Here is a 17,458-nt window from a genome sequence, read left to right on the forward strand (position 1 = left end):
TGGATCACCTGTCTCGGCGGGTGGAAGCCCGGCGTTCGGCCGCCTGCTGCCGCCGGTTGCGGGACTGACGTCGGTTCTGTGCGCGCTCCCGGGCGCCCTGCGTGGCGCTCCGGGGCTCGCCGCCACCGCCGCCGAGGCGGGCGGCGAGGGATTCGATCGTGGGGTGCTGGAACAGCTCGACCATGGTCAGCTCGTGGCCGAGCGTGGCCGCGAGGCGGGTGCGGAACTCGGCCATGAGCAGGGAGTGCCCGCCGAGGTCGAAGAAGGTGTCCCGCCTCCCGACGCGTTCGACGCCGAGCAGGTCGCGCCACAGCTCGGCGAGCGCGTGCTCCAGGCCGTCCTGCGGTGCGACGAACCGGGTGCCGAGGCCGGCCCGGTCGGTGCGCGGCTCGGGCAGGGCCTTGCGGTCGGTCTTGCCGCTCGGGGTGAGCGGCAGCGCGTCGAGCACCGTGAAGGAGGCCGGCACCATGTACTCCGGCAGCTGCTCGCGCAGGTGGGCGGCGAGGTCCTGGGCCCCGGGCACGGCGGCGCCGGCCGCGGTGACGTAGGCGGCCAGCCGCACATCGCCCGGGGCGTGCTCGCGGGCCACCACGACCGCCTCGCGCACATCGGGGTGCCGGGTCAGTACGGCCTCGATCTCGCCCAGTTCGAGGCGCTGGCCGCGCAGCTTGACCTGGTGGTCGAGGCGGCCGAGGAACTCCAGCGCGCCGTCCGCGCGGTGCCGGGCGAGGTCCCCGGTGCGGTAGATGCGGGCCCCGGGGACGAAGGGGTCGTCCGTGAAGCGCTCGGCGGTCAGCTCGGGGCGGTTCAGATAGCCGCGGGCCAGGCCCCGGCCGCCGATGCACAGTTCGCCGGGGACACCGGCCGGCACGGGGCGGCCGTGGCGGTCCAGGACGTACATGCGGATGTTGGCGATGGGGCGCCCGATGGGCACCGGGCGGGTGTCGGCCTGCGGCCGGCAGTGCCAGGCGGTGACGTCGATGGCCGCCTCGGTGGGCCCGTACAGGTTGTGCAGCTCGGCCCCGTGCAGGTCCAGGAAGCGGTCCTGCAGGTCACGGGGGAGTTCCTCGCCGCTGCAGAAGACGCGGCGCAGACCGGCGGATCCGGCGGGGGGCTCGGTGAGGAAGAGCTGCAGCATGGACGGCACGAAGTGGATCGTGGTGATCCGCTCGGCGGCGATGGTGTCGGCCAGGTAGGCGCTGTCGCGGTGCCCCTCGGGCCGGGCCATGACCAGCGCGGCGCCGGTCATCAGCGGCCAGAAGAACTCCCACACCGACACGTCGAAGGAGAACGGCGTCTTCTGCAGCACCCGGTCGGTGGCGTCCAGACCGTAGGCCTCCTGCATCCACAGCAGCCGGTTGCGCAGGGCGGCGTGGACGTTCATCACGCCTTTGGGGCGCCCCGTCGAGCCGGAGGTGAAGATGACGTAGCACAGGTCCTCGCCGTCCACGGGCACGCCGGGGTCGTCCGGGGACTGTACGGCCAGTTCGGCGGCGAGGTCCGCCACGCCCAGCACGGGGCAGTCCAGGGCGGGCAGCCGGCCGGCCAGGGTGCCGTGGGTGAGCACCACGCGGGGCCGGGCGTCCTCGGCGATGGCGGCCAGCCGGGCGGGCGGCAGGCCGGTGTCGAGGGGGACGTACGCCCCGCCGGCCTTGAGCACCGCGAGGAGGGTGACGACGAGGTCGAGGGAGCGTTCCATGGCGACGCCGACGAGGACGTCCCGGCCCACCCCGCGACCGCGCAGCAGATGGGCGAGACGGTTGGCCCGCTCGTTCAGCTCGGCGTAGGTGAGGGACGTGCCAGCGTGGCGCACGGCCTCGGCGCCGGGGGTGCGGCGCACCTGCTCCTCGATGCACTCGTGCACCAGACCGTCGGGCCACTGCCGCTCGGTGGCGTTCCACTCCTCGACGACGCGCCGGCGTTCGGCCGCGTCGAGGAGGTCCAGGTCGCCGACGGGCACGTCCGGGCGGGCGGTGACCTGTTCGACGAGGCGGCGGAAGTGACCGGCGAGGCGGACGACGGTGGACTCGTCGAACAGGTCGCGGTCGTACTCGAACCAGCCGGTGACACCGCCGTCGGTGTCGAACGCCTGCAGTTCCAGATCGAAGCGGGCGCCGACGCTGCGCACCGGGAGCCGGGTGAGGCGGGCGCCGGCCATGGCGAGGGTGGGCACCGGTTCCCTGCCGTAGCTGAAGCTGACCTGGTACACCGGCGGCCGGCTGAGGTCGCGGGCGGTGTTGAGGTCGGTGACGATCAGCTCGAAGGGGACGTCCTGGTGGGCGTAGGCGCCCAGGCACGCGTCGCGGACGCGGGTGAGGACGGTCTCGAATCCGGCGTCGCCGCCGACGCCGACCCGGATGGGCAGGGTGTTGACGAAGTAGCCGATGAGCGGCTCGACCTCGGCGCTCGAACGCAGGGCGGTGGGCACGCCGACGACGATGTCGTCCTGGCCGGTGTAGCGGTGCAGCAGGATCTGGAAGACGGCGAGCAGCGCCATGTACGGGGTGGCACCGTGCCGGCCGGCCAGCGCGGCCAGTTCGCCGATCAGGGCGGGCGGCAGGTCGATCGGCACGGAGCCGCCGTTGAAGCCCTGCACGGGCGGGCGGGGCCGGTCGGTGGGCAGGTCGAGGACGGCGGGGGCGCCGGCGAGGTGCTCGCGCCAGTACGCCCGGCCCCGCTCCCAGCCGCCGCCGTCCAGCTGCTGGTGCTGCCAGGCGGCGAAGTCGCCGTACTGGACGGCGAGTTCGGGCAGCTGTGCGGGGCGGCCGGCGGCGCCGGCCTCGTACAGCTCGGACAGTTCGTTCAGGAAGACGGCGAGGGACCAGCGGTCGGAGACGAGGTGGTGCATCGCGACGACGAGCACGGACCGGTCGGGGGCGGTGCGCAGCAGCCGGACCCGCAGCAGGGGACCGGTGCCGATGTCGAAGGGCTCGGCGAGGGCGTCCTCGATCCACCGCCGGTGGTCGGCGTCGGTGTACCGCGGGCCGCTGAGATCGGTCTCCGGGACGTCGATGTCCAGGTGGTGGCGGACGACCTGGACGGGGACGCCGTCGCGAGAGCGGAAGGTGGTGCGCAGCGCCTCGTGCCGGCGGACGACCCCGGCGACGGCGGCGCGCAGCAGGCCGGTGTCGAGGGGGCCTTCGACCCGGACCGCGCCGGGCACGAGGTAGCCGGGGTTGCCGGGCCGGAGCTGTTCGAGGAACCAGGTGCCGCGCTGCAGGACCGCGAGCGGGAAGGTGTCCTCGGCCTGGCGCTGCGCGAGCAGGGCGTCGAAGCGGGCGCGCTCCTCGGGCGTGAGCGCGGCCAGCCGCCTGGCGAGGTCGTCGGTCACGGGCGTTCCTCCGGGCCGGGCACGGATGCGGTGGGGTCGGTGAGTTCGTCGAGCAGCGCCTTGGCGGCGTCGTCGGCCGCCCGGGGCACCCGCCGGATCGCAGCGGGTGCCCCGGAGCCGTCGTGCACGGTGCCCGTCAGGGAGGTGCCGCCGGTCGCGGCCAGCTCCTTGACGATCCTCCTGGCGACGCCGGCGATGGTCGCGCCGCCGAGGAAGTCGGTGATCTGCAGGGTGAGTCCGAGCCTGCTCTGGAGCTCGTTGCGCAGTTCGACGGCCATGAGGGAGTCCAGGCCGAAGCCGGTCAGCGGCTCGTCCGCGCCGATGTGGGCGGAGGTGGAGCCGAGGACGTCCTTGACGCTGAGCACGAACTGGGCGCACAGGGTGTCCAGGCGCTCGGACTCGCTCAGCTCCATCAGCTCGGCGGCGGTGGGGATACGGCTCGCGCGGCGCCGGGTGCGCGAGGAGCGGCGGCCGGCGCGGGAGGCCCTGCCGCGCGAGCCGTCCGTGCCCGTGTCGTCCGTGCCCGTGTCGTCGGTGCCCGTGCCGTCGGCGCCCGCCTCGTCGGCGGCCGTCGGCGCGCTGCCGTCCCAGGGGCGCGGGGGCTGCCAGCAGCGGACCGGGTCGAAGGGGTAGGTGGGCAGCTGCGTCCTGGACCGGGCGTAGTCACGGTCGAAGCCGGCCCAGTCGACGGGGGCGCCGGCCGCGTACAGCTCGGCGACCGTGGGCAGCAGAACCTCCCAGTCGTCCTGCTTGGGCCGCAGGCTGGGCAGCAGCAGGTCGTCGTGGCCGGGCGGCAGGGCGTCGCTGATCACCCCGAGCAGGGTCGGGGCGGGGCCGACCTCGACGAAGGTCCGGTAGCCCATGGACCGCAGGGTGCGCACACCGTCGGTGAACCGTACGGTGCCGCGCACGTGCCGGCACCAGTAGTCGGGGTCCGGCGCCTGGTCCCACGGCCACAGCTCGCCGGTGACGTTGGAGACCAGCGGGATGCGCGGCGCGGTGAAGGCGAGCTTCTGCGCGGCCCGGCGCAGCGGCTCCAGGACCGGGTCCATCAGCGGGGAGTGCCCGGCGGAGGCGATGCGCAGCCGCTTGGCCTTGACACCGCGGGCGCCGAAGGCGGCGCACACGGCCTCGACGAGGTCGCGCTCGCCGGAGATCGCGATGTTCGCCGGGCCGTTGACCGCGGCGACGGCGATCCGGCCGGGGTGCGCGGCGAGCTCGGCGGCGACCTCCTCCTCGGAGGCGAAGATCGCGGCCATGGTCCCGGGCAGGCAGAACTCCTCGATGATGCGGGCGCGTTCCACCGCGAAGGTCAGGCCGTCCTCCAAAGACATCGCGCCCGCGACACAGGCGGCGACGCACTCGCCGAAGCTGTGGCCGAGGACGGCGGCGGGGGTGATGCCCCAGGAGCGCCACAGCTGCGCCATGGCGTACTCGACGACGAAGGTGGCGGGCTGGGCGTAGGCGGTGTCGTTGATCCGCGTGTCGGCGGGGTCGTCGGGGAACAGCACGTCCAGCAGCGGCCGTTCGAGCAGCGGGCGCAGGATCTCGGCGCACCGGTCGACGGCGCGTCGGAAGGTGGGCTGGGTGTCGTACAGGCCGCGGGTCATGCCGGGCCGCTGGGCGCCCTGGCCGGTGAAGAGGAAGACGACCTCGCCGCTGTCGGCCTCGCCCTGGACCAGGCCGGGCGCGCTGTCGCCGGCGGCGAAGGCGGCGAGCTGCCCGGCGACCTCCCGGCGGGTGGCGCCGACGGCGGCGAGCCGGTGGCGGAAGTGGGAGCGGCCGGTGCCCGCCGAGTGGGCCAGGTCCGCGAGCGAGGCGTCGTCGTCGCCCGCGAGCCGCTCGGCGTAGCGGGCGGCGAGGGCGGCGAGCGCGGTCTCGCTGCGGGCGGACAGCGCGAGGACGGAGCCGGGCCTGCGGTCGTCCGCGGCGGCCGGCGCGGACGCGGCCGGGGCCTGCTCCAGGATCAGGTGGACGTTGGTGCCGCTCAGTCCGAAGCTGCTCACCGCGGCCGTGCGGGGGCCGCCGGTCCGCGGCCAGGGGGTGAGCCGGGTGGGCACCTGGAAGGTGGTGCCGTCGAAGGAGATGTTCGAGTTCAGCCGGGAGAAGTGCAGGTTCGGCGGGATCTCGGCGTGCTCCAGGCACATCGCGGCCTTGATGAGACCGGCGATGCCGGCGGCGGCCTCCAGGTGCCCGATGTTGGTCTTGACCGCGCCGAGGTAGACCGGCGCGCCGTTCTCGCGGCCGTACACGTCGGCCAGGGCCTCGGCCTCGATGGGGTCGCCGAGGCGGGTGCCGGTGCCGTGGGTCTCGACGTAGCCGACCTGGTCGGCGCTCACCCCGGCGGCGGCCAGGGCGCGGCGGAACACATCGCGCTGGGCGGCGCCGTTGGGCGCGGTGATGCCGGCGCTGCGGCCGTCCTGGTTGACCGCGCCGCCGCGGACGACGGCGAGGACGCGGTCCTTGTCGCGCAGGGCGTCGGAGAGCCGCTTGAGGACGACGACGCCGCAGCCCTCGCCGCGCACATAGCCGTCGGCGCTGTCGGAGAACGTCATCGCGCGGCCCTGCCGGGACACCGAGCCGAACTGCGACTGGGAGATCATCAGCAGCGGCGACAGCACCACGTTGACGCCGCCGGCCAGGGCCATGTCGCACTCGCCCAGACGCAGGCTCTGGCAGGCCTGGTGGACGGCCACGAGCGAGGCGGAGCAGGCGGAGTCGACGGTCAGGTTGGGGCCGCGCAGGTCGAGGAGGTAGGCGATGCGGGCCGGGATGAAGGACTGGGCGGCGCCGGAGCTGGTGTAGGCGCTGACGTCGTCGGGGTGGCGCAGCTGCGCGGTGATGTAGTCCCAGGAGGCGGCGCCCATGAACACGCCGGTGCGGCTGCCGGCGAGGCCGGAGGGGGCCTGGCCCGCGTTCTCCAGCGCCTCCCAGCACACTTGCAGGCTCAGCCGCTGGGCCGGGTCCATCGCCAGGGCCTCGCGCCGGGAGATGCCGAAGAAGTCGTGGTCGAACAGCTCGATGCCGTCGAGGAACGCGCCGGAGCGGGTGTAGATCTTGCCCGGCTTGCCGGCCTCCTCGTCGTAGAACGCCTCGTGGTCCCACCGTCCGGCGGGGATGTCGCCCACGGCGTCGGTGCCCTCGGCGAGCAGCCGCCAGTAGGAGGCGGTGTCGGTGACGCCGCCGGGGAAGCGGCAGCCGGTGCCGACGATGGCGACGGGTTCGCTGCGGGCCCGCTCGTACTCCTCGACCTGGCGCTGGAGGCGGTCCATCGTCAGGTAGGCGCGCTTGAGCGTCTCGGCCGCGGTCGGTTCCTGTCCCGGTGTCATCGCCGGTCCCCCTCGTCGATCTGGGTGGTCTTGGCCATCAGGAGTGCTTCGAGTTCCGTGGCGGACAGCGCGTCGAGGTCCGTCGGGCCGTCCGCGGCGAGCGGGCCCGCGCCGTCGGGGGCGGTCCGCGCCGGCGCCGGCGCGGCCGGCGCGCGGGACGCGGAGGGTGCGTCCGGTTCGTCCGGCCGCTGCCCGTCCGGGACCCGGCCGGGCTCCAGCTCGATCTCCATGCGGTCGGCCAGGTACGGCACGAGGGCGTCGACGGTCGGGAAGCGCCAGGTGATGGTGGAGGGCAGCTGGATGTGCAGCGAGGACTCCAGGGACTTGCGCAGCTCCAGGGAGAGCAGGGAGTCCAGGCCCATGCTGGTGAGCGGGGCGCCGGTGTCGATCCTGGCGGGTTCGGCGCCGACGACGCGGGCGGTGACGGCCCGGCAGTGCTCGGTCAGTACGGCCCTGCGGCGGCGGCCGGGCTCGACCGCGAGCATCTGGCGGCGCACCTCGTCGCGCGCTCCCGCGGCGCCCCGGGCGTCCTCGCCGGGCTCGTCGAGGAGAGTGCGCAGCAGGCCGCCGCCGTGGTGGCCGCGGAGCTTCTCGCGGTCCAGCGGCAGGACGCACACCTGGGTGGCGTCGGCGCCCAGGATCCGGTCGAGGGCGGCGATGCCCTGCTCGGGGCTGATGCTCTCGATGCCCCGTGCGGCCAGCGCGCCGCCGCGCTCGGGCCGGGCGGCGAGGCCGATCCGCGACCAGGGGCCCCAGTCGATGCTCAGCGCGGGCAGGCCCAGGGAGCGCCGGTGGTGGGCCAGGGTGTCGAGGAAGGCGCTCGCGGCGGCGTAGTTGCCCTGGCTGGCCGAGCCGAGGACGGCGGCGGCCGAGGAGTACAGGACGAAGAAGTCCAGCTCGCGCTCCGCGGTGGCCCGGTGCAGGTGCCAGGCCGCGGCCGACTTCGGGCCCGCGACGGCGCGGAACCTCTCCTGGTCGAGACCGGTGAGCAGGCCGTCGTCGAGGACGCCCGCGGCGTGCACGATCCCCGCGAGCGGCGGCAGGGAGCCGTCGACACGGGCCAGCAGGTCCTCGACGGCGCGCCGCTCGGACACGTCGGCGGCGACGACGGTCACCTCGGCCCGGGCCCGCAGGCCTTCGAGGACCCGCTCGGCGTCCGGGCCGGGCGCGCCGCGGCCGGCCAGGACCAGGTGGCGGGCGCCCCGGGCGACGAGGTAGCGGGCCGTCTCCAGGCCGAGTGCGCCGAGCCCGCCGGTGATCAGGTAGGTGCCGAAGGGGCGTACCGGCGCGGCGCCCGGAGCGGTGGTGACGTTCTCGTCGGCGGCCGGCACGAGCACGAGCTTGCCGGTGTGGCGGGCCTTGGCCATCGCGGTGAAGGCGGCGGGGGCGTCGCCGAAGCCGTGGACGGTGACGGGCAGGGCGGTGAAGTCGCCGTGCTCGAAGCCCTGGACGACGTCGGCGAACAGCGCGGCGATCTCGCCGGGCTCCTCGCGGATGGTGCGTTCCAGGTCGACGGCGAGGAAGGCGCGGTTGTCCTTGAAGAACTCCAGACCGATGTGGCTGTTGTCGTAGATGTCGCGCTTGCCGATCTCCACGAAGCGTCCGCCGGGCGCGAGCAGCCCCAGGGACCGTACGAGGGTCTCGCCGGCGGTGGAGTTGAGGACCACGTCGACGCCGCGGCCCCCGGTGAGGGCGGTGATCTCGGCGGCGAAGTCGAGGGTGCGCGAGTCCATGACGTGCTGGACGCCGAGGCCACGCAGCATCTCGCGCTTGGCGGGGGTGCCGGCGGTGGCGAACACCCGGGCGCCGCGGCGGCGGGCGACCTGGAGCGCGGCGAGGCCGACGCCGCCGGTCGCGGAGTGGATGAGCACACTGTCGCCCGCGCGCAGCCGGCCGAGGTGTTCGAGGCCGTACACGGCGGTGAGGAAGGCGATGGGCACGGCGGCGGCCTGCTCGTCGTCGAGGGCCGCCGGGGCCGGGGCCACCAGGTGTGCGTCGAGGGTGACGAAGGCGGCCATGGCGCCGGGGCCGGCGGCGATGACCCGGTCGCCGACCCGGTGCCCGCGCACGCCGTCCCCGACGGCGGTGATCCGGCCGGCGCACTCGGCGCCGAGCGGCACGACGCCTTCGGCGCCGGGGTAGGAGTCGAGGGCCTTGAGGACGTCGCTGAAGTTCAGGCCCGCGGCGGTGACCTCGATCTCGATCTGGCCGGGACCGGGCGGGGTGCGGTGCCACCAGGTCGGGCGCAGGCCGGCCAGGGTGCCGGGGCGGGCGGCCAGCAGACGGTGGTTGCCGTCGCGGGCGGCGTCGAAGTGCCAGGCGGGACGCCGGTCCTCGGCGGGCCGGCCGGCGGGGGCCCAGGGCTGGAGCGCGGGCGTCAGGCGTGCCTCGCCGCGCAGGGCGACCTGGTCGTCGTCGCCGGGGCGCAGCACCTCGTCGAGCAGGTGGGCGCCCTCGGCCGCCGGGCGGGCCGGGTCCAGGTCGACGACGGTGGTGCGCAGCTCGGTGTGCTCCAGGCCGATCACCCGGGACAGACCCCACAACGGGGCTTGTCCCACGGCCAATTCGTCGCCGTCGGCGGCGCGCTGGGCGCCGCGGGTGACCAGGACGAGGCGGGGGGCGGGGTCCTGGCCGGCGCGGGCGAGTTCCTGCACGAGGTGCAGTACCGGCAGGCAGACGCCGCCGTCCTCGCCGGGGCCGGCGTCCAGGGCCCACGCGTGGACGATGCCGTCCGGGCGGACGCCCGCGTCGGCCAGGTCGGCCAGCAGCGCGGCGAGGTCCTCGCGGCGCTCGGGGTCGAGTTCGTAGCGTTCCGCGCCCGCCTTGCGGTAGGCGGGGCCCGCGGTGACGGTGAGGCAGGTGGCGCCGCGCGAGCGCAGTGCGGTCGCGAGGTCGGTGGCGGTGGTGCCGGTGTCGGCGAGCAGCAGCCAGGTGCCCGGCTGTTGCCCGGTCGCGGGGGAGTCGGCGGGGGCGGGGCGCCAGGCGATGTCGAGGAGCGTCTCACCGAGCGGGTCGGCGGCCTCGGTGCGCTCCAGGCGCTCCAGGGTGATGCCGGTGACCTCGCCGACGGCGGTGCCCGCGTCGTCGTACAGGACGACGGTGGCGCCGCTGATCCGCTCGGCGCCGGGCCGCGCGGTGACGGCGGCGTGGGCCCAGCGGGGTTCGGCGCGGTCGGTGAAGAGGGTGAAGCCGCCGACGGCGACCGGCAGGTAGGTGGCGTCGAGGGGGGTCTCCTGCGCGTCGAGGGCGGCGGCGAGGACCTGGAGGGCGCTGTCGAGCACGGCCGGGTGCACGGGGTGCTCGCCGCGGTCGGCGGTCAGCGCGGTCCGCTCGCGCAGCCGGGCGACGGCCTCGGCCCGGCCCCGCCACAGCTCCTCGACGCCCTGGAACGCGGGGCCGTACGCCAGTCCGGCGCGGCGCAGCGCGGTGTAGTGGTCGTCGGCCGCGCCGGCGGTGGCGCAGCGCGCCCGCACGGCGGCGAGCGGTTCGGCACCGGCGCCCGGGGCGGCGCGGCGGAAGCCCGCCCGCGCGGCCTCGGTCCACTCCTCGTCGGCGCCGGCCCGGGTGAACAGCCGCACCGTGCCGGTGTCGGCGGTGCCGGGCAGCAGGACGAGCTGCAGCGTGCTGTCCTCGGCCTGCTCGGGCACCACGGTGAGCCGGGTGAGGGCGACGTCGTCGAGGGCGGCGCCGTCACCGAGGTGCGCGCGGGCCGCGGCGAGCGCGGCGTCCAGCACCAGGGCGGCGGGCAGGACGGGGCTGCCACCGACCTGATGGTCCGTCAGATAGGGGAACTCCGCGAGGCCGACGGGCGCCGACCAGTGGACGGTGTGCGTCAGCGCCGACACGGTGCGCTCGCGCAGCACCGGGTGGCCGCGGTGCGCGGCCGGCCGGCCGGGCCGCCGCTCATACCAGCTGCGGGTGCGCTGCCAGGGGTAGGCGGGCAGGTCGGCCATGGGGCCGGCCGGGCCGTGGACGCGGGTGAAGTCGACCGGGTGCCCGGCGGTGTAGAGGCGACCGAGTTCGGCGAGGACGGTGGCCCGGCCCGGCTGGTCCCGGCGCAGCGAGGAGACCGCGACCGCGTCGTCGTACGACGCCAGGCGCTCGGTGACGGCGTCGGTGAGCATCGGGTGCGGCGAGACCTCGACGAACACGGTGTGTCCGGTGTCGGCGAGCACGGTGACGGCGGTGTCGAACAGCACCGGCCGGGTGAGGTTGGACGCCCAGTACTCGGCGTCCAGGCGCTCGCCGGGGACGGTCTCGCCGGTGCCGGTGGAGATCATCGGGATCGCGGTGGGCCGGGGCCGCAACGCGGCCAGCTGCCGCCACAGTTCGGCGGCGACGGGCTCCATCAGGGGGCAGTGGGAGGCGAACTCGACCGACTCCAGGACCTTGCAGTACAGCCCGTCGTCCGCCAGGGACTTGGCGAACTTCTCCACGGCGGGGCCCTCGCCGGAGAACACGGTGGAGTTCGGGCTGTTGGCGGCCGCGATCCACACCGGTCCCGGGCTGCGCTCGGCCAGCAGGGCGCGGGCCCGGTCCAGGGAGACGCCCGCGACGGCCATCCGGCCCTTGCCGGTGGCCGCGTGCAGGACGGTGCCGCGGTGCAGGGCGATCAGGAGGGCGTCCTCCAGCGAGATCGCGCCCGCGACCTGGGCGGCGGCGATCTCGCCGACGCTGTGCCCGACGACGGCGGCGGGCTCGACGCCCCAGGAGCGCCACAGGGCGGCCAGTGCGATCTGTACGGCGGTCAGGGCGGGCTGGCCGACGGCGGTGTCGAGCAGCCGGGAGTCGGCCGGAGCGGCCGCGAGCTGGTCGAGCAGCGACCAGTCGGTGTGGCGGCGCAGCAGGGCGTCGGCCCGCTCCAGGACGGCGCGGAACACCTTCTCCCCGGCGAGGTCGCCGGTGAGCAGGTCGGCGGCGAGCGGCCACCAGCGGGGCCCCTGCCCGGAGAAGACGAACACCGGTCTGTCCTGCCGGCCGGCCCGGCGCACTCCGGAGCTGAGGCCGGTGGCGTCCTCGGCGCGGCCGAACGCGGCGAGCGCGCCGCGCAGTTCGGCGGCCGTGGTGCCGACGCAGGCCAGCCGGTGCTCGTGGTGGGTGCGCCGGACGGCGGCGGCGGAGGCGAAGGCGCCCACGGGCGTGGTGTCGGTGAGCTTGTCCGCGTAGCGGGCGGCGAGGTCGCGCAGGGCCTGCTCGTCCCGGGCGGAGACGGTCAGCAGCACGGCGCCGTCGGACCCGGCGCCGTCGCGGCCGGCGGCCCGGGGCGGTTCCTCCACCACGACATGGGCGTTGGTGCCGCCGAAGCCGAAGGAGCTGACGCCCGCGAGGGCGGGGGCACCGGTGGGCCACGGCTGGAGGGTGTCGGCGACCCGCAGGGGCAGGTCGGCGAAGGGGATGTGCGGGTTGGGGGAGCGGTAGTGCAGGGTCGGCGGCACCATGCGGTGGCGGACCATCAGGGCCGTCTTGATCAGACCGCCGATTCCCGCGGCGGCCTCCATGTGCCCGAGGTTGGACTTGACCGAGCCGATCAGGCAGGGCCGGTCCGGGGCGCGGCCGTCACCGAGGACCGCGCCGAGGGCCTTGGCCTCGATCGGGTCGCCGAGGATGGTGCCGGTGCCGTGGGCCTCCACGTAGGCGATGTCGGCGGCGCGCACCCCGGCCCGGGCGTGGGCGGCGCGTACGACCGCCTCCTGGGCCTTCGGGTTGGGCGCCATCAGCCCGTTGCTCGCGCCGTCCTGGCCCACGGCGCCGCCCCGGATCACGGCGTGCACGGGGTCGCCGTCGGCCAGGGCCCGGCCGAGCGGCTTGAGGATCACCACGCCGGCGCCCTCGGAGCGCACATAGCCGTCGGCCCCGGCGTCGAACGGCTTGCAGCGGCCGTCGGCGGACATCACGCCGGCCTTGCTGAAGTTGATGGCGAAGGCCGGGGAGAGCACGAGGTTGACGCCGCCGGCGAGGGCCAGGTCGCACTCGCCGCGGGCCAGGCTCGCGCACGCCTGGTTCACCGCCACCAGCGAGGAGGAGCAGGCGGAGTCGACGGCCATGCTCGGGCCGTGCAGGTCCAGCAGGTACGAGATGCGGTTGGCGGCGATGCTCAGCGCGCTGCCGGTGCCGGTGTAGGCGTCGATGGCGTCGAGGTCGCCCAGCTGGCCGGTGGCGTAGTCGAAGGTGGAGATGCCGATGAACACGCCGGTCTGGGTGCCGGACAGCGAGCCGGTGGGCACGCCCGCGTTCTCCAGGGCCTCGAAGGAGACCTCGGCGAGCAGCCGCTGCTGCGGGTCCATACGGGCGGCTTCCGCCTGCGAGATGCCGAAGAAGCCCGCGTCGAAGCGGTCGACGTCGTCGACGAAACCGCCCCAGCGGCTGTTGGTGCGGCCGGGCGCCGAGGGGTCCTCGTCGGTGAACTCCTCGGTGCTCCAGCGCGACGCGGGCACCTCGGTGACCGCGTCGCGGCCCTCGCTCAGCAACTGCCAGAAGCTGTCGGGGCCGTCGACGCCGCCGGGGAAGCGGCAGCCGATGCCGATGATGGCGATCGGCTCGTCCGCACCCGGCACGTCCGTGGTGTCCGCGGCCGCCGGTGCGGGTGCCGGGGCCGTGAGGGTGGTGGCGGGCTCGTCGGCGGCCGCGGGCGCCGCGGGGCCGGCGGGCCGCCCGGCCAGGTGCCGGGCCAGCTTGGCGGCGGTGGGGTGCTCCCAGACCAGGCCGGCTTCGAGCGGGACGCCGAGGCGGCGTTCCAGGTCGCCGACCATCGTGACCATCTCCACGGACCGCAGCCCGTATCCGGCGAACGGCAGCTCCGGGTCGATGGTGCCGAGCGGCCTCCCGGTCGCGGCGGCCAGCGCCTCGCGCAGCCACAGCTGGATCACGGCGGCGTCCGGTACGGCGGTGACCGCGCCCGCCGCCTGCGTGTCCTGCGCCGCCGGGCCGGAGCCGGCCTCGTCCGCCCGCCACAGCGCGAGCGGCTCGAAGGTACCGTCGAGGAGGTCGTTGACGCAGGCCTGGCGCTGGAGTTTGCCGCTGGAGGTCTTCGGCACCGTCCCGGTGCGGGCCAGGGCGACGATGTACGGCTGCAGGCCGTGCTCGCGGGCGACCTCGGCGCGGATCGCGTCGATGACCCGGGCGCGGTCCTCGGGCGAGCGGCTGCCGCGGTACTCCTGGACGACGACGAGGCGTTCCTCGCCGTCGATCTCGCGGGCGCCGGCCACCCCGCAGCCCGGCCGCAGGCCCGGGTCGACGCTCTCGACGGTGCGCTCGATGTCCTGCGGGTAGTGGTTGCGGCCCGCGACGATGACGACGTCCTTGATGCGGCCGGTGACGTAGATCTGGCCGCCGTCGGAGAAACCGAGGTCGCCGGTACGAAGGAACGTTCCCTCTCCGATGTCGAGGCGGGCCCGGAAGGTCTCCTCGGTGGCCTCGGGGCGGCGCCAGTAGCCGTGTGCGACGCTCGGCCCCGAGACCCATATCTCGCCGACCCGGCCGTCGGGCAGGGCGGCGTGGGTCCGCGGGTCCACGACGGCGACGCGCTGGTCGTGGAGGGAGACGCCGCAGCTGGGCAGGTTGCGCGAGGCCTCGCCCGGGGCCGCGTCCTCGGCGGTGCCCACCAGGAGCGCCTCGGCCCGCAGGTCGCGGTGGACGGGCTCGGCGGCCGGGTCCCCGGTGGAGACCACCAGGGTGGCCTCGGCCAGACCGTAGGACGGGGCGTGGGTGGTGGGCCGGAAGCCGCACTCGGCGAAGGTGCGCGAGAACCGGTCCATGGTCTGCTTGCGGACCGGCTCCGCGCCGTTGAGGGCGACGCGCCAGGTGCTCAGGTCCAGGTTCTGCCGGTCCTCCTCGGTGACCTTGGCCACCGCGAGGTCGTAGGCGAAGTTCGGGGCGGGGCTCGCGGTGGCGCCGGCGTCGGAGATCGCGCGCAGCCAGCGCAGCGGCCGCTTCAGGAACGAGTACGGCGACATGAAGGTGACCGGGTAGCCGCCGTGGGCCGGGGTGAGCAGGCCCATGATGAGGCCGAGGTCGTGGAAGGGCGGCAGCCAGCTCACCATGTGCTGGCGGAGGTCGCCGGCGAAGAACTGCCGGTTCATCTCCGAGATGTTGTGCATCAGGTTGCCGTGGCTGACCATCACGCCCTTGGGGCTGCTGGTGGAGCCGGAGGTGTACTGCAGGAACGCGAGGTCGTCGCGGCCGGTGCCGGGGGCGCGCCAGCTGTCGGCGGCGGCGGTGTTGATGTCGTCGACGGCGATCCAGACGATGTCCCGCAGCGCCGGGGCGTGTTCGGCGAAGCGGTCGACGAGGGCGACCGTCGCGGCGGGCGCGAGGACCACGGCGGGCTCGGCGTCCTCGACGATGGCGGTCAGCCGCGGCAGGGTGCGCATCGGGAACGCCGGGTCCGGCGGGTAGACCGGCACGGCGATGACGTCGGCGTACAGGCAGGCGAAGAACGAGGTGACGTAGTCCAGTCCGGCCGGGCACATGATCAGGGCGCGCTCCCCGGCGGGGAAGCGCTCCTGCAGCGTCGCGGCGATCGTGCGGGCGCGCAGGTCCAGCTCGGCGTTGCCGAGGGCCTGTGGCTCGCCCTCGCCGTCCACGAGGAAGCGGAAGATCGATTCCTGTGCGTGCTCGCCCAGGACCGTACGGAAATGGTCGACAAGCGATCGTGCGTCCCGGCCCGGCATCCGACCGTCCTCTCAATATCGAACGTGCGTGAACTCATACGGAGTACGCGGATCGTGCCGCGCTTTCCTGCTGATTGCTTTGTCTGCGCCGTGCTCGGCGCAGAGGCCGGAGTGCGGCCGGGAGAATCGGAAGAAGATGATTCGAGGAGGCGGTCGGGGAAATGTCGGCCGCTATGTCGCCGACCGGAACTCCCGGTGGAATCCCGCCATTTGCCGTCAGCATCCAACACGTCCCTCGGGACCGTCAAGAAACAGCTGACACAGGGCTGTTGACGCGGCGTCAGGCGGTGCGGAACCTGTTGATCGCCTGCTCGTGCCGGGCCCGCAGCTCCGGGTCGGTGACCCCGAGCCCTTCCCCGGGCGCCAGGCACAGCACCCCGACCTTGCCCTGGTGCAGGTTGTGGTGGACGTCGTGCACGGCCTGGGGGGTGCCCTCCAGCGGCACCACCCGCGACAGCGTGGGATGCACCTGGCCCTTGGCGATGAGCCGGTTGGCCTCCCACGCCTCGCGATAGTTCGCGAAGTGCGTGCCGACGATGCGTTTGAGGTTCATCCACAGATACCGGTTGTCGAAGACGTGCTCGTACCCCGAGGTGGACGCGCAGGTCACGACGGTGCCGCCGCGGCGGGCCACGTACACGCTCGCGCCGAACGTCTCGCGGCCCGGGTGCTCGAAGACGATGTCCGGGTCGTCGCCGCCGGTCAGTTCCCTGATCCGGGAGCCGAACCGCCGCCACTCACGCGGGTCCTGCGTGTGCTCGTCCTTCCAGAACCGGTAGCCCTCGGCGCTGCGGTCGATCACCAGCTCCGCGCCCATCCGCCGGGCGGCCTGCGCCTTCTGCGGGCTGGACACCACGCACACCGGCGTCGCCCCGCCGTTGAGGACCAGCTGGGTGGCGTACGAGCCCAGTCCGCCCGTGGCGCCCCAGATCAGCACGGTGTCGCCCTGCTTGAGCCGGGCGCCGCCGGCGGAGACCAGCTGCCGGTAGGCGGTGGAGTTCACCAGCCCCGAGGCGGCCGACTCCTCCCAGGTGAGGTGACGCGGCTTGGGCATCAGCTGGTTGGCCTTGACCAGCGCCAGCTCGGCCAGCCCGCCGAAGTTCGTCTCGAACCCCCAGATGCGCTGCTCCGGGTCGAGCATGGTGTCGGCGTGCCCGTCGGGGTGGTCCAGCTCCACGGACAGGCAGTGCGCGACCACCTGGTCCCCGGGACGCCAGGCCGCGACCCCCTCGCCGCAGCGCAGCACCACGCCGGCCAGGTCCGAGCCCAGCACGTGGTACGGCAGGTCGTGCCGGGCCGCCTGCGGCGAGGTGCGGCCGTAGCGGGACAGGAAACCGAACGTCGGCATCGGCTCGAAGATCGAGGACCACACCGTGTTGTGGTTGATCCCGCTCGCCATCACCGCCACCAGCACCTCGCCCGCGGCCGGTTCGGGGGTGGCCACCTCGTCCAGGTGCAGCGACCGGCGCGGGTCCTTGTCCGGGCCCGCCAGCCCCTCGAACATCGCCGTCTCGTCGGCGTGCAGCGCCACTCCCCGGTAGAACTCGGGCACCGGCAGGCGGCCCACCTCGTCGAGTTCGCCCGCGAGGATCGCATCGAGGATCTTCTGCATGGTCTCCGGACCTCTTTCCGGCTCAGTCCGCAAAAAACAGAACGCGATTGATTCGCGTTTCCCGCGGGGAGAAAAGCGATGGAATTACGGGGGCAAGCGCGGAATGCATGCTGGCACCCGGAGCGCGGCCGAGTCCAGTGGCCAACGGTTCGCGTACGGTGCATCAAATCGTGTTCGATGACGGGTACTTGCCGGGAGGTTCACGTGGTTGTATTCCAGCCATCCGCGGCCGCGTCTCCCGGCGGCGGTGTTCAAGTGGTCAGCAGTGGGCAGTTGAACGCCTCCGCGGGGCGGTCCGGCGGGTATTTCCGCACGGTGCGCGCGTGCTTAGGGGATCCCCCTGATATGCGCGTAAGGGTTGCCCCTGATGCTGGAGGCTCCTCGTCCGGTTACGTTGAGACAGGTGGACTGAACAGGGCATCTTCGTGTCGCCTTGCAGTGACCGTCTGCGCGAGAAAAACACCGTGCACCCGGATTTGACCACCCGGGTGACGAGACCGAGGAGGATTCTGTGACC

The 17,458-nt window shown here is 74.4% G+C and carries 4 protein-coding genes; all 4 read right to left on the reverse strand.

The features are described from left to right. Positions 1–4: 4 nt before the first annotated feature. Positions 5–3,331, reverse strand: coding sequence for an amino acid adenylation domain-containing protein (locus ACZ4MF_RS26135; RefSeq protein WP_467494346.1), 3,327 nt, complete (start codon positions 3,329–3,331; stop codon positions 5–7). Continuing rightward, a complete protein-coding gene (locus tag ACZ4MF_RS26140) occupies positions 3,328–6,660 on the reverse strand; it encodes a type I polyketide synthase (RefSeq protein ID WP_467494347.1) in 3,333 nt (1,110 codons plus the stop codon). The genes ACZ4MF_RS26135 and ACZ4MF_RS26140 overlap by 4 nt, the downstream gene beginning before the upstream one ends. Further along, positions 6,657–15,329, reverse strand: a complete 8,673-nt coding sequence (locus tag ACZ4MF_RS26145; RefSeq protein ID WP_467494348.1) for an SDR family NAD(P)-dependent oxidoreductase — start codon at positions 15,327–15,329, stop codon at positions 6,657–6,659. The genes ACZ4MF_RS26140 and ACZ4MF_RS26145 overlap by 4 nt, the downstream gene beginning before the upstream one ends. A 280-nt stretch (positions 15,330–15,609) precedes the next feature. Then, positions 15,610–16,941, reverse strand: a complete 1,332-nt coding sequence (gene ccrA / locus ACZ4MF_RS26150) for a crotonyl-CoA carboxylase/reductase (RefSeq protein WP_467494349.1) — start codon at positions 16,939–16,941, stop codon at positions 15,610–15,612. Positions 16,942–17,458 lie beyond the last annotated feature (517 nt).

Source organism: Streptomyces sp. NPDC025793 (genome assembly GCF_055558375.1).

Coding starts and splice junctions, on each gene's coding strand:
- ACZ4MF_RS26140 (WP_467494347.1), bottom strand. CDS start 6,660: ATGACACCGGGACAGGAACCGACCGCGGCCGAGACGCTCAAGCGCGCC.
- ACZ4MF_RS26145 (WP_467494348.1), bottom strand. CDS start 15,329: ATGCCGGGCCGGGACGCACGATCGCTTGTCGACCATTTCCGTACGGTC.
- ccrA (WP_467494349.1), bottom strand. CDS start 16,941: ATGCAGAAGATCCTCGATGCGATCCTCGCGGGCGAACTCGACGAGGTG.